The organism is Butyricimonas paravirosa, assembly GCF_032878955.1.
Taxonomy (GTDB): Bacteria; Bacteroidota; Bacteroidia; order Bacteroidales; family Marinifilaceae; genus Butyricimonas; species Butyricimonas paravirosa.
In genome coordinates, this window is sequence record NZ_CP043839.1 from 4,712,914 (window position 1) to 4,731,576 (window position 18,663).

Sequence of the window (18,663 nt, forward strand, 5' to 3'; positions counted from 1 at the left end):
AATTATCATTCTAATTATTGTTTTTGGAGGAGTTATCTCGGTGTTGGGATAACTCCTCTTTTTGTTGAAATATTTGGAAGATTTCTTGAAAAATAAAACAAATAGGTTACTTTTGTGGGGAGGATGTCGTGGATAAAATTGCGTTATGGCAAGAGATCTGTTGGAAAATAAGGCTTTCGAGGAGTTATTTGATTTACATTATGGGAATCTGGTGGGATTCGTGTATGGCTACGTGAGGGATGAAGAGGTGGCCAAAGATATTGTGCATGATGCGTTTTTGACTTTTTGGACGAATCGGAAACATTTGGATTTGTCTTATTCGGCTAAATCTTACCTATTTACATTAGCACAGAATTATGCATTGAACTATTTGAGGCATTTACGGGTCGTGGAGGTGAACGAGCGTGAGGTGACGGCTTTGTTGGAATCGGCTTCAGAGGAATTGGCTGAATACGATGAACGGTTTGCCCGGGTGGAGGAAAAGTTAGCTTTGTTACCGGAGAAGCAGCGGGAAGTTTTTTTGAAATGTGTGGTGGAAGAGAAGAAGTATCAGGAGGTGGCGGATGAGTTGGACGTGAGTATTAACACGATAAAAAAGCATATGACTTGCGCCTTGAAATTTTTGAGAGGGGAATTGCAGGATGAAACTGTGTTACTTTTCGTGTTGAAAAAGAAGTGATTATCTTTTTATTTTCAAATTCTATATAAAAAATTGCTTTTTGTGTCACCCTTTTTTTGAGGGAGCGTGTGATAGATGCAAAATGACGATTTATGAGATACAATGACGAAGATATAGAATTTGCTAATTTGATTCTGACAGACCGGGAGAATTTAGACGATGCGGAGGTGAATGCGTGGATGGAAGATCCGGAGCATGTAAAATTATTGCAGGAGTTTGCTACAGCTTATCAAGTTCGTATGAATAAGAATTTTGACCGAGATAAAGAGAAAGAATTTGCTCGGTTGGAGAGGGATTTTTACGAACGGAAGAGTCGTCGAATGACATTGCGTTGGTCGGTAGCGGCTTCTATAATTTTGTTGGTTGGTTTATTTGTGGGACGTACGGTGACCGAATGGAGGGATTTGGATGATGCTCGAGTGCTGGCAAAAACGGAAAGAAACGTGCCGGGTGCTAAAGCTGAGTTGATTTTGAGTACTGGAGAACGGGTTGTTTTGGATCGAAAGAATGTAGCAATAGAGGGTTTGAACGAGATGGGGATTCGAAATGATTCCGTGACCGGGTTGGATTATGCGACGGCGAAAGTGGAGGGGAAAGAGATCATGTATAACACCATGCGAATCCCGGTGGGAGGATTTTATCAGTTGGCTTTGTCTGACGGGAGTAAAGTGTGGTTGAATTCGATGACGGAACTTCGTTTTCCGGTGACTTTTACGGGGGAACAGCGAAAAGTTTATTTGACAGGAGAGGCTTATTTTGAGGTGACTCACGATTCGGTGCATCCATTTATTGTAGAGACTCCGGACGGAATGGAAGTAAAGGTGTACGGAACAGAATTTAATATGAACACGTACGAGAAAGGTGTTGTACAGACCGTGCTTGTAAAAGGAAAAGTCGGAGTCCGAGGTGGTGTTCTCGGTAAAGAAGTGGTGTTGGCTCCTGAGCAGATGGCTGTGTACCGGGAAAAAACAGGAGAAATTCAAGTTGAAAATGTTGATCCTTATAAGTATGTAGCCTGGAAGGATGGAGAGTTTGTTTTTGAACGGGAGACGATAGAAGAGATCATGGAACGATTGAGTAGATGGTATGATGTAAAAGTTTTCTATTCGAATGAATCTTTGAAACAAAAACGATTTACTGGGGCGATTAGTCGCTATAAGGATATAGAACAGGTTCTTCATTTAATCGAGGGACCGGCGACATTACATTTCGAGATAAAAGGTAACGTAGTTACAGTACAAGGAGGTCAATAATTATGATGTTTAATAAAAACCGTAAGGTGCGTCAACACGCTTACGGTTTGATATAGGATGTTTGCGCATCCGTAAATTCTAATAGTTAATTCACAAATTTATGAAAAAAAACAAGATTAGGTTTGTTTTTTCTGGTTTTTTCGAACGAAAAAGATCAGAACTTTTTCGGGGACTACAATTGTTCCTGCTGATTATGTTTTTGGGTTGTCCTTTGTTTGGTGTAGCTCAACAGCAAAAGGTTTCAATTGACGTGAAACAGGTGGATGTTTCTGTGGTTTTTAGACAAATTAAAGAGCAAACGAAATTGAATTTCGTGTATGATCCAGATCAGTTGGCTTCAATGTCAGAAATTACATTGAGTATGAAGGATGTGACCGTAGATGCCGTGTTATCACGATTATTTGCCAATACACCTTTCGAGTATCGTTTTGAGAGTGGAGCGATATTAATCAAACGTAAGGAAAAACAGGTTGCTACAAAAGGAGAAGTTGTAACGGTGACTGGTTCCGTGAAAGATGCTGGGGGAAATCCTTTGCCCGGAGTGACGATTATGTTGAAGGGACTTAGTTTGGGGGCCGCAACGGATGTGGATGGAAATTATAAGTTGAGTTTTACTAAGGTTGAGAATGTCGTGCTGGTGTTTTCTTTTATCGGGATGGAGACTCAAGAGGTGAAATACACGGGGCAGCAGAAGATTGATGTGGTAATGAAGGAGACTGTGGAGTCCATGGAGGAAGTGGTGGTAACTGGTATTTTTACTCGGAAAAAAGAAGGATTTACAGGTTCTGCAACAAGAGTGTCAGGAGAGGAAATAAAGCGAATGACTTCAGGTAATGTGTTGAAAGCATTACAAATGCTTGATCCGGGTTTTAAGATGAATTCCAGTAATTTGGCCGGTTCTAATCCCAATGCGATACCGGACTTCCAGATGCGCGGGCAGGCAAGTATTGGAAATTATGAAAGTTCAGATGTGGTTGTTTTGCGTGGTGATGTAAATACACGTCCCAATCAGCCGTTATTTGTGTTGGATGGTGTGATTGGGGTAGATGCAACAACGATTATGGACTTAGATCCGGAACAAGTAGAGTCAATCACTTTGTTAAAAGATGCTGCAGCCACGGTGATTTATGGTTCGGAGGCGGCTAATGGCGTGGTTGTGGTTGAAACAAAAGCTCCCGTGTCAGGGAAGTTACGTTTTACTTATAACGGGAATTACGAGTTGGAATGGCCAGACTTGAGTGTGTATGATCTGATGAATGCAGAGGAAAAATTACGAATAGAGGAGTTGGCCGGTTATTATGACAATAAAAATGATGTGAATTTGCGTAATTATTATAACCGTATAAAACAAGAGGTTTTGAGTGGGGTGAATACATATTGGTTGGCTGAACCTGTTCGTACGGCATTTTCTCATCGTCATGGTCTGACGGCAGAAGGTGGAGATAAAACATTACGTTATAAAATTTATTTAGGAGCCCGTTGGGCTCCGGGTGTAATGAAAGAGTCTGATTTGAACACAAAGACTGGAAAAATTGATTTGAATTACCGGGCTAGTAAGATATTAATAAATAATTCATTGTCTGTAGATTATTCTGATGGAGCCCGGACTTCTCCTTATGGAAGTTTTCAAGATTATGCACAAATAAATCCTTATTATCGTAAAACAGATGAGAATGGGAATGTCAAGCAAGTATTGGATGATCATAAAGTGGGGGATTCATATATCGCAGATTATAAGACTCCAACGTTGAATCCATTATGGAATGCTCAATTTGATTCAAAAAATGATAGTCGTAGTTTTAATCTACGAGAGGCTTTGAAGGTTGAATATTTACCATTTGATAATTTGCGGTTAAGCTTGGATTTTACATTATCTCGTACTGATGCCACAGTGGAAACTTTTAAATCAGCCCAGCATAATGATTTTTATTCCGTGGCAGATCCGGCAGAAAAGGGTTCTTATTATTGGTCCAAGTCTGAGGGGTCTAGTTATCGATTGAGTTTGTCTGCCGCTTATAATAAAGCATTCGGATCGGATCATTTGCTGTCTGCTTTTGCTCGTTATAGTATTAATGAGAGTGCGAATAATTTGACTTCTATTTCCATGAAAGGTTTCCCGAATGATAAATTGAGTGAAGTGTACATGGGAACGGAATATCAGACAACAGGTGGTAGTGAGAGTGTTTCCCGTGCTTTAGCTTTTATGATGACATTGAATTATTCTTACAAACAACGTTATGCTTTTGACTATAGTATGAGTATAAACGCTTCTTCTGAGTTCGGCGAGAACAATCGTTATGCGCCGTTCTGGTCTGTAGGAGTACGTTGGAATGCTGAAAAAGAAAAATTTATATCGAATTTGGGTATTTTTGATGAGCTGGTCTTGCGTGGGACTTATGGGATTACGGGATCTCAAGGTTTTACTCCCTATCAATCTTTGCAGATGTATACTTATTCCAATTTGATGAAGACTTATAAAAGTTCGGATGTTGTCGGGACAGAAATATATGGATTGGGAAATCCTGATTTGAAATGGCAACAAACACGGAATTATAATGCATCGTTGGACTTCACAATGTTTCATAATATATTTAGTGCTAGGTTTGAGTATTACGAGAAATACACGAAAAACACGTTGTTGGATTATACAATGGCACCATCTGTTGGTTTTGCTACGATGAAAGAGAATTTAGGTGAGATTTCTAATAAAGGGTATGAGGTGACACTACGTTTGATGCCATACAGTAATGCGGCGAAACAGGCTTATTGGCAAGTTATTTTTACTGGCTCGCATAATAAATCACGGATAGAGGAGATTTCTAATGCCTTGAAAGTGATGAATGAGAAACAGATGGAACAAGCCATGGCATATGAAAGGCCCGGAGATTTAGAGGGGAAACGGGAGAAATATCCATTACCTCGTTACGAAAATGGTTATTCGCAAACAACCATCTGGGTGGTACGTTCAATGGGTATTGATCCGGCAACAGGACGGGAAGTCTATATGACACGTGATGGTAAATTAACGAATGACTATAATGCAGCGGATCAGATTCCTTTTGGAGATTCTGAACCGAAATTTCAAGGTTCTGTCTCAACAACCTTCACTTATAGAGGTTTTAGTTTAACTCTTGCCGGGCAATATCATTGGGGAGGACAGACCTTTAATAAGACGTTGATTAACAAAGTGGAGAATGCTAATCTTCGGTTGAACACGGATAGACGGGCGTTGTATGATCGTTGGCAAAAACCGGGAGATCACGTGTTTTTTAAGGCGATAGATGGAAATGTTTCTAAAGCGGATACGAAAGAAAGCTCTCGTTTCGTGATGGATGATAATGAATTCTATTTTTCTACGGTGAATTTATCGTATCGCTTGGATGGTAAAAAATTTGATTGGATGAAACGTGTGGGGATTACTTCTGCTACACTTGGATTATATATGGAGGATATTTGTCGTTTTTCCACGATAAAGATGGAACGTGGTATAGACTACCCCTTCTCTCGTCAGATATCCATGTCGTTGAATGTTGTCTTTTAAATTTGTAGACTATGAAAAAATATATTGTAGGCATTTGTTTCAGTATGCTGTTCTTTACTTCTTGCTCGGATTGGTTGAACGTGGAGCCAAAGACCACCGTGAAGGAAGAAGAAGTGTTTAGTCGAGAATTAGGTTTTAAAGAAGCCTTAACCGGAGCCTATATAAAAATGGCCTCTACGGGGTTGTACGCAAGGAATTTGAGTTATGGTTTTCTGGATGTGTTGGGAGGACGTTATAATCAGGGAACAAATCAGAAAGATTATTATACTTTTGCCCCGGATCCCTCTTCTTTGGTAGAGTCTTATTGTGAGAGTATCTGGTCAAATATGTATAATATTATCGCTAACCTGAATAATCTGTTGTATTATTGCGATAAAAATAAATCTGTGTTTACGACACCGGATTACTACGAGATCATAAAAGGAGAGGCTTTAGGCTTACGAGCTTTTTTGCATTTTGATTTGTTACGAATGTATGGGCCTATTTATAAGGAAAATCCGGGAGCGAAACGAATTGCTTACCGTACAGAGTTTACTAAAGACGCTCAATCAATGCAATCTTCAAATGTTGTAGTGGATAGTATTATTGCCGATTTGAAAAAAGCGGAAGTTTTATTGACAAATACAGATCCCTTGAGGTTTGATTTCCCAATCACGACATCGGAAGAGAGTAATATGGAAGGCGATCGTTTCCTCGTGTATCGTCATAAACGAATGAATTTGTATGCTGTAAAAGCTATGTTGGCGCGAGTGTACTTGTATGCCGGAAATCAAGAACTGGCAGCTAAATATGCTAATGAGGTAATTGATAGCGATTTGTTTGAATTGTTGAGCAATGCAAATGATGTGTTGCGTTCGAAAGAGATCATTTTCTCCGTGTATATTGACAAATTTGATCAACAGGTTGAAAATATGATGACAACTACTTCTTATATTGTTGATAATAGCGTTTTTAATGAAATTTTTGATGTTGCGAATGATGGACTAAATGATTTTCGAGTTCGTGAGGGGGTTAGTTTTGAGAACACGCCTTCTGGGAAGAGAATGTTGAAATATAAGCAAGAGAATGTATGGCCGTCGTTACAGAATACGGTAGTATTAATTCGTTTGTCTGAGATGTACTATATTTTAGCCGAATGTGCGGAAACTCCGGAGGAGGCTTCTAACTTTTTAAATAGTGTAAGAGAGGTTCGGGGAATAGACCCGGTGAGTTGTACGTCTCAAACCGTACAATCTGAGATTGAAAAAGAGTATCGGAAAGAATTTTATGGTGAAGGTCAAGTGTTCTTTTATTACAAACGTTTAGGACGGCCGACTTTTGTGAATTGTCCGTTACAGAATCTGATTGAAAGTAACTATATGTTCTCTTGGCCGGAGAATGAGATTTTGTTTGGTTATACAAATTAATTGATACGTGTATGAAAAAGATATTATATCTAGTGATAGTCGTTATACTTTTGGTTCGTTGTGACAAATACGAAATGGTGCAATATGACCAAGGCGCTAGGATAAATTTCGTTGGAGATATGAATTGGGCGAATCCGGGGACTTTTAAAGAACCTTATTGGTCTGATGATGTCGAATTGAAATATAGTTTTAATTTCGGAATAAACAAGCAAGGAGAGTATTTGCGATATGACACGGTTCAAGTTGGGGTGAAAATTATGGGAGATATTGCGAATGTTCCGCGTAAAGTGGCACTAACAACAAAATCATCGGAAGAGAATGTTGTGAATGTACTTTTCCCGGATGCCTATTATGTTGATGCAGATACGACCTCTGCGGTATTTCGAATTGTTATTGAACGTCCTGCAGTTCGGGGAACAGAATGTCTTGTCGAATTGACATTTGATTACGAGAATTCCGATTTCGAAGAGGGATTGGAGGAGCGTCAAGTAATCGAATTAGTGATACAAGATGTTGTGAGTAAAGAATCTTGGGGGGTAGATGACCGAACTTGGGAAATGTATAAAGACTATTTCGGGACATATAGTGAAGCAAAGGCCAGATACGTGATCACGCAATACGGGGAACAATATGGTGGGACTTCTTTCAGTGGATGGTTTCGCAATGGTTATATGTTAGCAATGTATTATAATATGTTGTTTACGGATTTGGAAACCTATAAACAAGCTTGTGAAGAAGATCCCTCTAAACCTACGTTTATAGATGAGAATACGGGAGAGTGGATAGAGTTCCCTAGCCAAGCTAAGTAATATTTTAAACAAGAAAAGTATGAAACAGATTATATACATATTGGCAGTTTTACTTTTAACGGCCTGCTATGATGATAAGGGTAATTATGATTATAAACAGATTAATATTTTGGATGTCGGGTTGGATGAGATGTATTCCGTGCGGGTTGCAGGAGACACGGTGATCACGATTCAGCCTAGATTATCACAATCTTTGCAGGAAAATAAGGATAATCTAGAATTCATGTGGTTACATTCAACGACCAATTCTAATTTTTACACGATAAAGGATTGTGATACGGTTTGTATGACAGAGGAACTGAAGTTTCATGTTGATCCGGAAGATAAGGCCTTAAAGTATGAACATTATTTTCGTTTGAACGTGTATGATAAGTTAACAGGGATAGAGTATCCGGTAAATACAATGATGAAATTGGTCAAACCGTTTGATGGGGCTTGGGTTTTGTTGCATAGTAAAGATGGACAAACGGAATTGGGATCCGTGGAATATATCGGGGAGAATATTGTTGATACCAAAGATGCCTATTATCAAGCAACCGGCAAGCATTTACAAGGGAAACCACTGTGTTTGGGAAGAGTTTCTTTACAGAGTAGTTATTATGGTTCCTCGAAGGTTCAGATGTTTTCCGTGATAACGGATATTCCTGATGAGGCCGGTGTATATTGTCAATGGAGGCAATTTGAAAAAATGGATAGTCTGTCAAGAATGGTATATTCTGCAGATGCGGTTGATTTTGCTCCGGATAAAGTGGAATTGATAGATGGAGAGGGATCTCGGGGAGGATTGATGTTGGCAAATGGAAAGTATTACCAGACTCCTGCCGCAATGAAAATGTATGAACCAGCACGGAATAAAGATAATTTTGGTGGAGATTATTATATATCGCTTGCCGCAAAGGTTGCGGATGTTTCCTTGGTGTACGACCGGAAAGGACATCGCTTTGGTTGTTTGTGGCATATGAATAATAGTGGTGGTCCTGATCCGATTCTTTTTGATCCGGTAAAAGAGAACAAGGTGGAATTAGGAGCGATACCCCAAAGTACAGATAATTCTACTGCGGCAGATCCTAACAAACTGAACCCGAAACATAAGGTGTTGTATGTTGGATCCGGTTACAATTATAACCAGAGTAATGCCTCCTATTCTTATGCTTATGCGGTAGCAACTAGAGAGCAGGATAGTTGTATCGTATACGAGTTTAATGCAATGGGAATGTCATACGGGAAGAATCCAAGTTTGAGTAATTATTATCGGTTGCCCATACCACAAGGATTGGATGAAAATAGTTGCTTTGCTTCTTCAGCTGCTTATAGCGGTATTATTTTTTATTCAGCGGGGAATACTGTATATCGATTGGATTTTGTACAGCAAGGAGGGAAAGCAACTCCTATTTACACGCATGAAGGAGGCAAGGTTACACGGATGAAATTTGCTCGTACTCGTAATGAGCAAACAGGATATGAGAATTACGAGTTTGATTTGGCTCGAAGTTTGGGGGTTGTTTTTGAAATGGAAGATGGATCGTGTGATTTTGTGGTACTGAATCTGGCATCGACAGGTTCTGTTGGGACGGATAGTGAACACTATCCTGCAAAACAAGTGTATCACGAATTTGGAAAAATTACTGATGTTGTATTTTTATAATAGACAAAAGAAATGAAGTGGAGTTTTATTATAATTGTTTTACAGCTGTTAGTTGGTTGTCAATCGAATGATGGTTATGTGATTAAAGGGGAATTAGCGGGGGCGCCTGAGAACGAATGGATTTATTTGATGGACGTTGATCAACATCAATATTATGATAGTGTTCAATTACATGATGGGCGGTTTGAATTTCGGGGAAAAGTGAATTTACCGGAGTTAAGGAAAATCATCTTTTATAAGGATCCGACACGGCGCGTGTATGGTTGGGCTAATATTTTATGTATTCCCGTGTATGTTGAGAATTCAGAAATATTGGTATCCATCCCTTTTGCAGAAATGCCTTCAAAATTGGCAAAAAAAGTACCGGTCTCTTTATGTATCGAGGGTTCTGGTGTGCATGATTTATATCAGGGGTACATTCAACAGATCGAGCCATTGAATTTGAAGTTTGATGGAGTATTCGATCAATACCGACAAGTATATTATCGAGGTAAGGGATCTGAACAAGATGTTATCAAGTGTGTGAAGGAAATGGATATGTTGCGTGATAGTATTTATCATTGTGGCGTTGATTTTATTCGTAAGCATGGTGATTCTCCTGTGGCAACTTACGTCGTGAATAAATTGGCGGTGGAACGATATGGACGGGAAGAGGCTCAACGGGTTTTGGAACTTTTCCCCTCACAGGTTCGGACAGGCGAGATGGGCGAACAATTAGAAAAAAAATTAATAGGCAAGCCGTTGTATGTGCATGATATGATGCCAGACTTTTTAGTGATGGATATTAACTCGAATGAGAAAAAACTATCAGAATGTGTTCATAAGGGGCGCTATACTCTAGTGGAGCTTTGGGCTTCTTGGTGTGGTCCCTGTCGGCATGACATTCCTCATTTAAAGGAGACTTATAAACGTTTCCATGAAAAGGGATTTGATATTGTGAGTGTATCTATTGACGATGAAATGGATAAATGGAAAAGTGCTGTATCTAGGGAAGGGATGGAATGGACTCAAGTTTGTGGGGCAAAAGGGGTAAAATATGGGAAGGAATGTATGCAAGCGTTTGGTGTAAATGCTGTTCCCAGTGGATTTCTAATTGATCCTCAAGGAAAGGTGATTGATGTTGCTGCCAGGGGAGGATGGTTAAATATGAAATTGATAGAATTATTTGGGGAATAATTTCTTTTTAAATATTTGAAATGACATTGTCTCAATTTATTGGGACAATGTTTTTTATGCCATATCTTTGGTTTTTAGTGTGATAAATGTATTTTTGATTGGGAATAATGAATTCTTGTGAGAAAATAATCTCTGCATATTCTGTTTTTTCTTAGATTTGTGAAATCTATGGAAATGAATATGCATCCTTTTGATAACCATGACGTATTGTTGGAAGCCCTGCGAAAAGGGGAAGAGAAGGCCTTCGAGTATCTTTTTGACAGATATTACGAAGGGTTATTGAATTATGCGGGGCGTATTGTTCGGGAGACGGAGCTGGCTCATGATTTGGTGCAGGAGACGTTTTGTAAGTTGTACGAGGATCATGCAAGTTTGAATATTCATTTGTCTATAAAATCTTATCTTTATAAATCAGTCTATAATAGTTGTTTGAACGAGATCAAGCATCAAAAGGTGGTTAGTAATTATGCAGATCGGGAGTTGTTGGATTTTTATTTTTCTGAGATCGTACAGACACCGGAAGCGGAGTTAGCGTTGTTGGGAGAGGATATAAATAATGCTCTTCGGGAGGCGATTGATAAGTTACCGGAACGTTGCCGGGAAGTTTTCATGTTGAGTAAGATGGAAGAGTTGTCGAATAAAGAGATTGCTGAACGCTTGGGAATATCCGTGAAAACAGTTGAGGTTCAGATGACTAAAGCGTTGTCTCGTTTACGGAAAGAGTTGGAATGGTTGTTAAGCTTGATTTTCTTTGTAAATTTTTGAGTATAGCGTAGGGGTTTTTTCTTTTCAAGTTGTCATAGGAGTATAAACAGAGAAACTATGACGAATGAGATTGATCAATTAATATGGAATGTACTTGACGGGAAAGCGTCAGAGGGGAAGATCCGTGAGTTGAAAAGCTGGATGGAAGAGAGTGAGAAGCATCGGGAATATTTTCGCCAATGGAAGAAAATATGGAACATGACAAGTGGTCCGACATTATCTACTACTCGTAAGCAACAGGAGAAAGAACGTTTCTTGAAATCTATTCATCAGTCATATGTTGGTAAAGTTCGAAAACGGAGAATAATACATTATTGGCCTGTGGCAGCATCTGTTGTTTTGTTGGTGGGGGTGTTTGTGGGATTTGCACTCAACGAGTGGAGCCAGATGAAAGCTGATCAAGGGATTGCTCAAACGGAAAGAATTGTTCCGGGGGTGAAGGCCGAATTAATCTTGTCCACGGGCGAAAGGGTGTGTTTAGCGCAAAGGAGTGAGTTTATAGAGGGAATGAAAGAATCCGGAATTCGAAATGATTCCTTGGCAGGATTGAATTACGTGGGAGCAAAGATTCAGGGGGAAGAAATTGGTGAAGAGATCGTGTATAACACGATGCAAATTCCGGTGGGAGGATTTTATCAATTGAAATTGGCTGATGGAACAAAGGTTTGGCTGAATTCACTCACGCGACTTCGTTTCCCAGTAACTTTTGCCGGAGAAGAACGGAAGGTGTATTTGACCGGAGAGGCTTATTTTGAGGTAGCACGGGATTCGGTACATCCTTTTATTGTTGCCACGGATGAAGGTATGGAAGTTAAAGTATATGGGACGGAATTTAATGTAGATACCTATCGGAAAGGAACGGTAAAAACTACGCTGGTAAATGGTAAAGTCGGGATTCGGGTAAGTGCCACGGGAGAAGAAATGAGGCTTTCGCCTAACCAGATGGCATTATTCACGAAGGCCACTCAATCCATACAGGTCGAGAATGTGGACTCTTATGGAGTAGTTGCTTGGAAGGATGGTAAGTTTGTTTTTGAAGATGAGCCGATTGAGGAGATCATGGAACGCTTGAGTCGCTGGTATGATGTGAAGGTGTTCTATGCTAATGAACGTATTAAAAAACATACATTTACAGGAATTATTACTCGTTTTGCAGATATTTCAGATGTACTTCATCTGATGGAAGAGACTGCCGCCGTGGAGTTCCGCATTCAAGGAGATACTGTTACCGTGAAATAAAAACCGAAAGTTGTGGGGCAACTCTCGGTATATGATAGGATGTAAGTTTACATCCAGTGTTAAATAGTAAATGACAAATTTATGGAAAAAAAACGAAGATGGGTTTACTTAAGGGGTATTTTATACCTAAAAAATGTGAAGTGTAAAACCTTACAGGTATTTTTATTGCAGATTATGTTGTTGATTTCGTGGGATGTAATGGCACAGGATCAGAGGGTTACCATTCATTTGGAGCAAGTAAAGATTCAAGAGGTTTTTAAGGAAATTAATAAGCAGACGGGATTGGATTTCGTGTATAGTGCTATGCAGTTGAATGAGATCGGAATGGTTTCTTTGGACGTGAAGGATGTGACGGTTGAGGTTGCGTTGAAGAAGTTATTTGAAGGAAAACCTTTCACGTGTAAGTTTGAAATGAAGTCTATCATTATTCGGAAGGTTGAAACTGTGACAGCAGGAAAAACAAGTCGGACGATTCGAGGAGTTATTACGGATAAATCGAATGAACCACTTCCTGGGGTGACCGTATTGTTGAAAGGGACAAGTGTTGGTACGGCCTCCAACACGAAGGGGGAGTTTGTATTGGAAGTGACCGGAAGTGTGGATTCTTTAGTCGTGACTTTTGTGGGAATGAAGACTCAATACGTGAAATTGCTACCGGACAAGGATTCGTATAGAATCCGCATGGAGTATGATGTAGAGGAGATGCAAGAAGTGGTGGTTACCGGTTATCAGACGATTAATCGCAAAAGATCGACAGGCGCTATTACATCTGTTAATGCAGATAAGATCATGCGTCCGGGAGTATTATCCATAGATCAAATGCTGGAAGGGCAAATTCCAGATATGATGTTTATGAGTAATTCAGGGGAAGTGGGTGTTGTGCCTAAAATTAGAATCCGGGGAACGTCAACATTGATTGGTAACCGGGAACCTTTGTGGGTGGTGGATGGAATCGTGTTGCAAGATCCAGTGAATATTAGTCCGGAGGAGTTAAATAATCCTGATTACGTGAATCGGATCGGTAATGCTATTGCCGGGTTAAATCCTCAGGATATTGAACGTCTGGATATATTGAAAGATGCGGCAGCCACGGCTCTGTATGGAGCAAAAGCTGCTAACGGGGTTATTGTGATTACCACGAAAAAAGGACATATCGGTAAACCGATCATCAGTTATAATATGAACGTGTCTTACAAACGTCGCCCTCGTTACACGGATCGCCAGATTGATTTGATGAACTCGAAAGAACGGATGGAGTTTTCTAAAGATTTAGTAGATTCCGGATACACTTTCCCAGGTGGAATGAATATGGTCGGTTATGAAGGGCTTATAAATCAACTTTATCGAGGAGCTTTAACTTATGATGAGTTTACGAAACAAGTACAATATTTGGAATGTTTGAATACGGATTGGTTTGATTTGTTGACAGAGGATGCGTTTTCGCATCAGCATACGGTAAGTATCTCAGGGGGAACGGAGACCGTACGTTATTACTCGTCAGTAGGATATGCGAAAGACAATGACGTGATTAAAGGAAATAATAACGAACGTTATACTGTTGCTTTGAATCTAAATGCGGATTTGTCTCCTCGTATTTCAACTTCGTTGGGGATTAATGGTAACGTGACTTCCAGAGAATATTCACAAGATGAAATTGCTCCTTTGGATTATGCTTATAATACCAGTCGCACTATTCCGGCTTTTGATGAGAACGGAGATTATTACTATTATCAGAATTCGGGTGGAACGGCAAATTCTTTTCGTTATAATATTTTGAATGAACTTGAAAATAGTTCGTATGATCAGGAAGGGTCTTCAATATCTTTTAATATGACTTTAAACGTGAAATTCACGAATTATCTGAATGCGAGTGTCGTGGGTTCTTATTCAACTTCAAATACCGATATTGAGGGATGGTGGGGAGAGAAAAGTCATCATGTGGCCTTGTTACGCCAATCCGAGTATGGAGATGCCCCGGCAAAAGGAGACGACTCGGAGTCCGCATTACCTTTCGGTGGGGAGCTGACCACGAATAGTACTCGGAATAGAAATTATATGCTACGGGTTCAGTTGAATCTGGACAAGTATTTTGGGCAGGATAAGCATAATGTTAATGCTAGTGTGGGGTATGAAGTGAGTTCTACAAAGTATAAGGGAAATAGTAGTACGATGAGGGGATATTATAAAGATAGAGGAAAACAATTCTCTATAACGACTTTAAATGATTACCCGGCTTTTAAGGCTTGGCTAGAGGCTAATGCCTATCCGACGATCTCGGATAATCTGACAAATTTACTTTCTGCTTATGCTACGGTTTCTTATAGTTATCAAAGTTTTTTTACTTTGAATGGTAACGTACGTTTTGATGGCTCAAATAAATTTGGAGACCAGAGTAATGATAAGTTATTACCCATTTGGTCCATATCCGGAAATTACACGATTTCCGAGCATGAGTGGTTGCAAAGAAACTGGATTGACTATATTATGTTAAAAGCATCTTTTGGATATCAGGGAAATATGTTGGAGGGCCAATCGCCAACTATGATTATCAAACAATTACCGACAGATCCACTTTATAATGAATTGGTTTCGGAACTTTCCGTGTACCCGAATCCGAATTTGAAATGGGAAAAAACGAGTTCTTTTAATGGAGGATTGACTTTCTCTTTGTTTAAGAGAAGATTACAGATGGAGACTTCCGTGTACTATAAACGTACAAAGGATGCTTTCTTGACAAAGCAAATATCAACAGTAAATGGTTTGGAGGAATATGTGGTGAATTCAGGAGATGTCAAGAATTCGGGATATAGTATTGCGGCAACGATTATTCCCGTGGAAACACGTGATTTCAACTGGATTTTGGCAACTTCATTTTCGAATGTTTTTAACAAGATGGAAACATTACCCGGGGCAGAGCAGTTTGAATTAAACAATTTTTTGAATGGAACAGCTCTGGTAAAGGGAAAACCAGTAGGAACGTTTTATTCTTATAAATTCGTGGGATTGAATCCAACGAATGGTTACCCGATATTTGACGATATGCAAGAACGTCAGGAAGAGTTGGAAGGATTGACAAAATATGATGTGTATACTCGTGTCCTGAAAGCGACGGGGAACCGGGAGCCGACGATGTCCGGAAGTATTAATAATACGTTAAGATATAAAAATTGGCGATTGAATATGAACTTGGCTTATAGCTTGGGTTCAAAAGTACGATTGTTTAAATTATTTGACTCTAATACGTTCCTTCCGGAAAATAATGTGAGAAGAGAGTTTGTTAAGAGATGGCGGAAAACAGGGGATGAAAAAAATACGGTTATTCCTGCTCCCAATTGTTATTTGACGCATTACTCTTCTTCGGGGGAAAAGCTCCCGACGATAGCCAATAATTCGCTGGATATGTATAATTATAGCGATATCCGGGTAGTAAGTGGTAATTACTTAAAGTGTTCGACAATGAGTCTAACGTATGAGTTCCCGATGGAAAAATTAGAAAGAATTAAATTGTCCCGGTTAGCTTTAAATCTTTCGGCGACTAATCTCTTTACAATTTGTTCCAATAAGTTAAAAGGACAGGCCCCGCAACAGAGTGGTTTCGCCGAGATTCAGTTGACGGATAGACCGACTTATACGGTAGGTGTAAGTGTTTCATTTTAAAGTTTGAATTATGAAAAGAATATATATCATTATTAGTATGTTGAGTTTCATGTTCGCCTCTTGTTCCGGTTTTTTGGAAGAGTATTCTCAAGATACTGCTTACGTGAGGGGATATGAAGATTTGGATGAATTATTATTGGGGAGCGTGTATATGCCTACTAATGCCCCGGAACATATGGGGTATACTTACGGAACGGATGGTTGGTATTATCCTTATATTCATTTGATGACGGATGAGGTACAAGAAAATATCAGAAGTTCTAGTAGCGGAGCTTTATGGGATGCGAGAGAACGTTATTTCGGTTATTATACATGGCAGCAACAAGTGGGGATTGATGCGTTAGGAACTTCTATTCGGAAAGAATCCTCGGATTGGAATAGAATCTATAAACATATCAACATTGCCAATATGATACTTGCCTCTATTGATGAACAAAGTACACCCAAGGAGGAAGATGAGCTGGAAGTGATGAGGATCAAGGGGGAGGCTTACTTTTTACGTGGTGCTTATTATTTTATCTTGGTAAACTTATATGGTAAACCTTACACGAAGACCGGAGCGAAAAATGATTTGGGTGTGCCAATTAAGAATACGGAATATATAGAAGATAAAGTGTATGGCCGAAATACCGTGGAAGAGGTATATGCACAAGTGTTGGCAGATTTAGGAGAAGCTGAAAAATGTTTGGAAAAAACGGTCCATAAATCAATTTACCGGGCTGATATAACAGCAACTTACTTATTGTTGAGCCGGGTTCATTTGTATATGCAAAATTGGGAAATGGCTGAATCTTATGCGAAAAAAGTCTTATCTAAACAAGATGATTTACGCGATTTGAATATGATGGAAGGGATCCCATTCTTTTTGGACACTACTTTACCGGAAGTAATATTTACGATGGGAATGGGGGGAATAAGGTATACGATTTCCGGTTTACCAAAAGATTTGGGGATTTCAGATGAACTTTATGCTTTGTATAAAGATAATGATTTACGAAAGAGTTATTTTGTAAAATATAATGAGTCCGGAGGATACGTGGAATATGTGAAGGGGGGTGCTATTGCTGATTTTTCCCGTACATCATTATCTGCTAATTTCTTGTTCCGTACAGCAGAAGCTTATCTGAATCTAGCAGAAGCTACGGCCTATCAAGGGAAAGAAGATGATGCTCGTAAGGCATTAAATGATTTGAGAGTGAAACGTTTGTCCGTGGAGCAATATGCTAATTCAGAAGAGAGTGGAGCAGATTTAATCAAGTTGATACGAGAAGAACGAGAACGTGAATTGTGTCTGGAAGGACATCGGTGGTTTGACCTGAGAAGATATATGGTATGTGAAAAGCAACCCTACACGAAAACGATACGAAAAAGTTACACGACATTCGAATACGTGTCTTGGACAAATGTTCCTGTTCAAACAGTGGTATATCAATTGGAAGAAAATGATGCTGCTTACACGTTACCAATTCCTAAAGAAGTATTGGAATATAATACGGGAATGAAGAATAATGAACGAGGTGTCCGTCCGGTTGTAGAAACTATTAATTATTAAATGCTATGAAACGATTATTATGTCATCTAATAGGGTTGATTTTGATCATTACAGTGTGTTTCAGTTGTACAGAAGATAGTTTGACTCCAAATGAATCGGATACCGATTATTTTCTGGAACCTTACGGGGTCTCGGAAGCTGATGCGGCTCTGCAAAAGGAATTTTATGCCCAGGAAAAGGTTTATCTTCTTTTTAATGACACGTTGAAGAGAGAATATTTGGGAAATGATCCGGAAGGTAACGCGGTATATTCTTTTCATTTGGTAGATATAAATTATGGTTTGAATACGTCTACTAGTAATATGAATATATTTGAATATCAATATATAAAATCAGATGTGGAGAAAAAAGAAGCTGTTGAGTTTATTAAAGAACTGGTTTTGCCGTCATTAGGGGGTGGTTTACGTCCTTATTCTGTGTTATTGGTAGATAGGATTGATCAATATGTTTATAATTATGAAGATTACGTGTTACAGAATCCGGATGTGTATGCCGGTTGGCGGTGTACGGCTATTGCGGTCGAAGGAGTCAGTGAAATGACGGATGAAGAACAGAGGGCTTATAAATCTTCTTTGTTGAAAAGTATGGTTGCCAATAAAGTGGCAACATTGGACCAAAGTATGTTTGATGAATTTTATTCTTTCTGTGCGCAATATTATAGCACTTATATTATGGGAGAGGAGCCGGTAAAAGAGTTTATGGCACAATATCCGACGGAAAAAGATTTGGGCCTTTTAAGTACTTATGGCTATGGATTTAACGGTTATACTTATATCGTAAATTTCAAAGCTAAAAATTATGATTTGGAGGATTACACGAATGCGCTGTTTGACAGACCGGAAGAAGATTTTATGAATGAAAATGCAAACTATCCTATTGTGATCAAAAAATATCAGATATTGAAAAAGATTATTGAGGATTTAGGTGTGATTTTTAATTAA

At 39.2% G+C, this 18,663-nt stretch carries 12 protein-coding genes; all 12 read left to right on the plus strand.

The window, feature by feature from the left end; all coding sequences use genetic code 11:
* Positions 1-145: 145 nt before the first annotated feature.
* A complete protein-coding gene (locus F1644_RS19000; protein WP_168044427.1) occupies positions 146-679 on the plus strand; it encodes an RNA polymerase sigma-70 factor in 534 nt (177 codons plus the stop codon).
* A 92-nt stretch (positions 680-771) separates the two neighbouring features.
* Entirely contained in the window at positions 772-1,932 is a 1,161-nt protein-coding gene (locus tag F1644_RS19005) for a FecR family protein (protein ID WP_087421771.1), read from the plus strand.
* A gap of 100 nt (positions 1,933-2,032) precedes the next feature.
* The gene (locus F1644_RS19010) at positions 2,033-5,473 is read left to right on the plus strand and encodes a SusC/RagA family TonB-linked outer membrane protein (RefSeq protein WP_087421772.1); all 3,441 of its coding nucleotides are present in this window, start codon (positions 2,033-2,035) and stop codon (positions 5,471-5,473) included.
* A gap of 11 nt (positions 5,474-5,484) precedes the next feature.
* Complete coding sequence (locus tag F1644_RS19015) at positions 5,485-6,879, plus strand: RagB/SusD family nutrient uptake outer membrane protein (RefSeq protein WP_087421773.1); 1,395 nt, start codon at positions 5,485-5,487, stop codon at positions 6,877-6,879.
* 11 nt (positions 6,880-6,890) lie between these two features.
* Positions 6,891-7,688, plus strand: coding sequence for a DUF4843 domain-containing protein (locus F1644_RS19020; protein WP_087421774.1), 798 nt, complete (start codon positions 6,891-6,893; stop codon positions 7,686-7,688).
* A 19-nt stretch (positions 7,689-7,707) separates the two neighbouring features.
* On the plus strand, positions 7,708-9,333 hold the full coding sequence (locus F1644_RS19025; RefSeq protein ID WP_087421775.1) for a PKD-like family lipoprotein: 1,626 nt from the start codon (positions 7,708-7,710) through the stop codon (positions 9,331-9,333).
* A 12-nt stretch (positions 9,334-9,345) separates the two neighbouring features.
* On the plus strand, positions 9,346-10,509 hold the full coding sequence (locus F1644_RS19030; RefSeq protein WP_087421776.1) for a TlpA disulfide reductase family protein: 1,164 nt from the start codon (positions 9,346-9,348) through the stop codon (positions 10,507-10,509).
* 168 nt (positions 10,510-10,677) lie between these two features.
* On the plus strand, positions 10,678-11,274 hold the full coding sequence (locus F1644_RS19035; RefSeq protein ID WP_087421777.1) for an RNA polymerase sigma-70 factor: 597 nt from the start codon (positions 10,678-10,680) through the stop codon (positions 11,272-11,274).
* Between the two features lie 57 nt (positions 11,275-11,331).
* Positions 11,332-12,513, plus strand: a complete 1,182-nt coding sequence (locus tag F1644_RS19040; RefSeq protein WP_087421778.1) for a FecR family protein — start codon at positions 11,332-11,334, stop codon at positions 12,511-12,513.
* A 135-nt stretch (positions 12,514-12,648) separates the two neighbouring features.
* Positions 12,649-16,170: a SusC/RagA family TonB-linked outer membrane protein gene (locus tag F1644_RS19045; RefSeq protein ID WP_229782454.1), complete on the plus strand. Its 3,522-nt coding sequence runs from the start codon at positions 12,649-12,651 to the stop codon at positions 16,168-16,170.
* Between the two features lie 10 nt (positions 16,171-16,180).
* Positions 16,181-17,722: a RagB/SusD family nutrient uptake outer membrane protein gene (locus tag F1644_RS19050; RefSeq protein ID WP_087421780.1), complete on the plus strand. Its 1,542-nt coding sequence runs from the start codon at positions 16,181-16,183 to the stop codon at positions 17,720-17,722.
* A gap of 5 nt (positions 17,723-17,727) precedes the next feature.
* The gene (locus tag F1644_RS19055; protein ID WP_118304905.1) at positions 17,728-18,663 is read left to right on the plus strand and encodes a hypothetical protein; all 936 of its coding nucleotides are present in this window, start codon (positions 17,728-17,730) and stop codon (positions 18,661-18,663) included.

Bases quoted from the DNA above. Each gene is read 5' to 3' on its own strand.
- F1644_RS19000 (WP_168044427.1), top strand. From the start codon at position 146: ATGGCAAGAGATCTGTTGGAAAATAAGGCTTTCGAGGAGTTATTTGAT.
- F1644_RS19005 (WP_087421771.1), top strand. From the start codon at position 772: ATGAGATACAATGACGAAGATATAGAATTTGCTAATTTGATTCTGACA.
- F1644_RS19010 (WP_087421772.1), top strand. From the start codon at position 2,033: ATGAAAAAAAACAAGATTAGGTTTGTTTTTTCTGGTTTTTTCGAACGA.
- F1644_RS19015 (WP_087421773.1), top strand. From the start codon at position 5,485: ATGAAAAAATATATTGTAGGCATTTGTTTCAGTATGCTGTTCTTTACT.
- F1644_RS19020 (WP_087421774.1), top strand. From the start codon at position 6,891: ATGAAAAAGATATTATATCTAGTGATAGTCGTTATACTTTTGGTTCGT.
- F1644_RS19025 (WP_087421775.1), top strand. From the start codon at position 7,708: ATGAAACAGATTATATACATATTGGCAGTTTTACTTTTAACGGCCTGC.
- F1644_RS19030 (WP_087421776.1), top strand. From the start codon at position 9,346: ATGAAGTGGAGTTTTATTATAATTGTTTTACAGCTGTTAGTTGGTTGT.
- F1644_RS19035 (WP_087421777.1), top strand. From the start codon at position 10,678: ATGGAAATGAATATGCATCCTTTTGATAACCATGACGTATTGTTGGAA.
- F1644_RS19040 (WP_087421778.1), top strand. From the start codon at position 11,332: ATGACGAATGAGATTGATCAATTAATATGGAATGTACTTGACGGGAAA.
- F1644_RS19050 (WP_087421780.1), top strand. From the start codon at position 16,181: ATGAAAAGAATATATATCATTATTAGTATGTTGAGTTTCATGTTCGCC.
- F1644_RS19055 (WP_118304905.1), top strand. From the start codon at position 17,728: ATGAAACGATTATTATGTCATCTAATAGGGTTGATTTTGATCATTACA.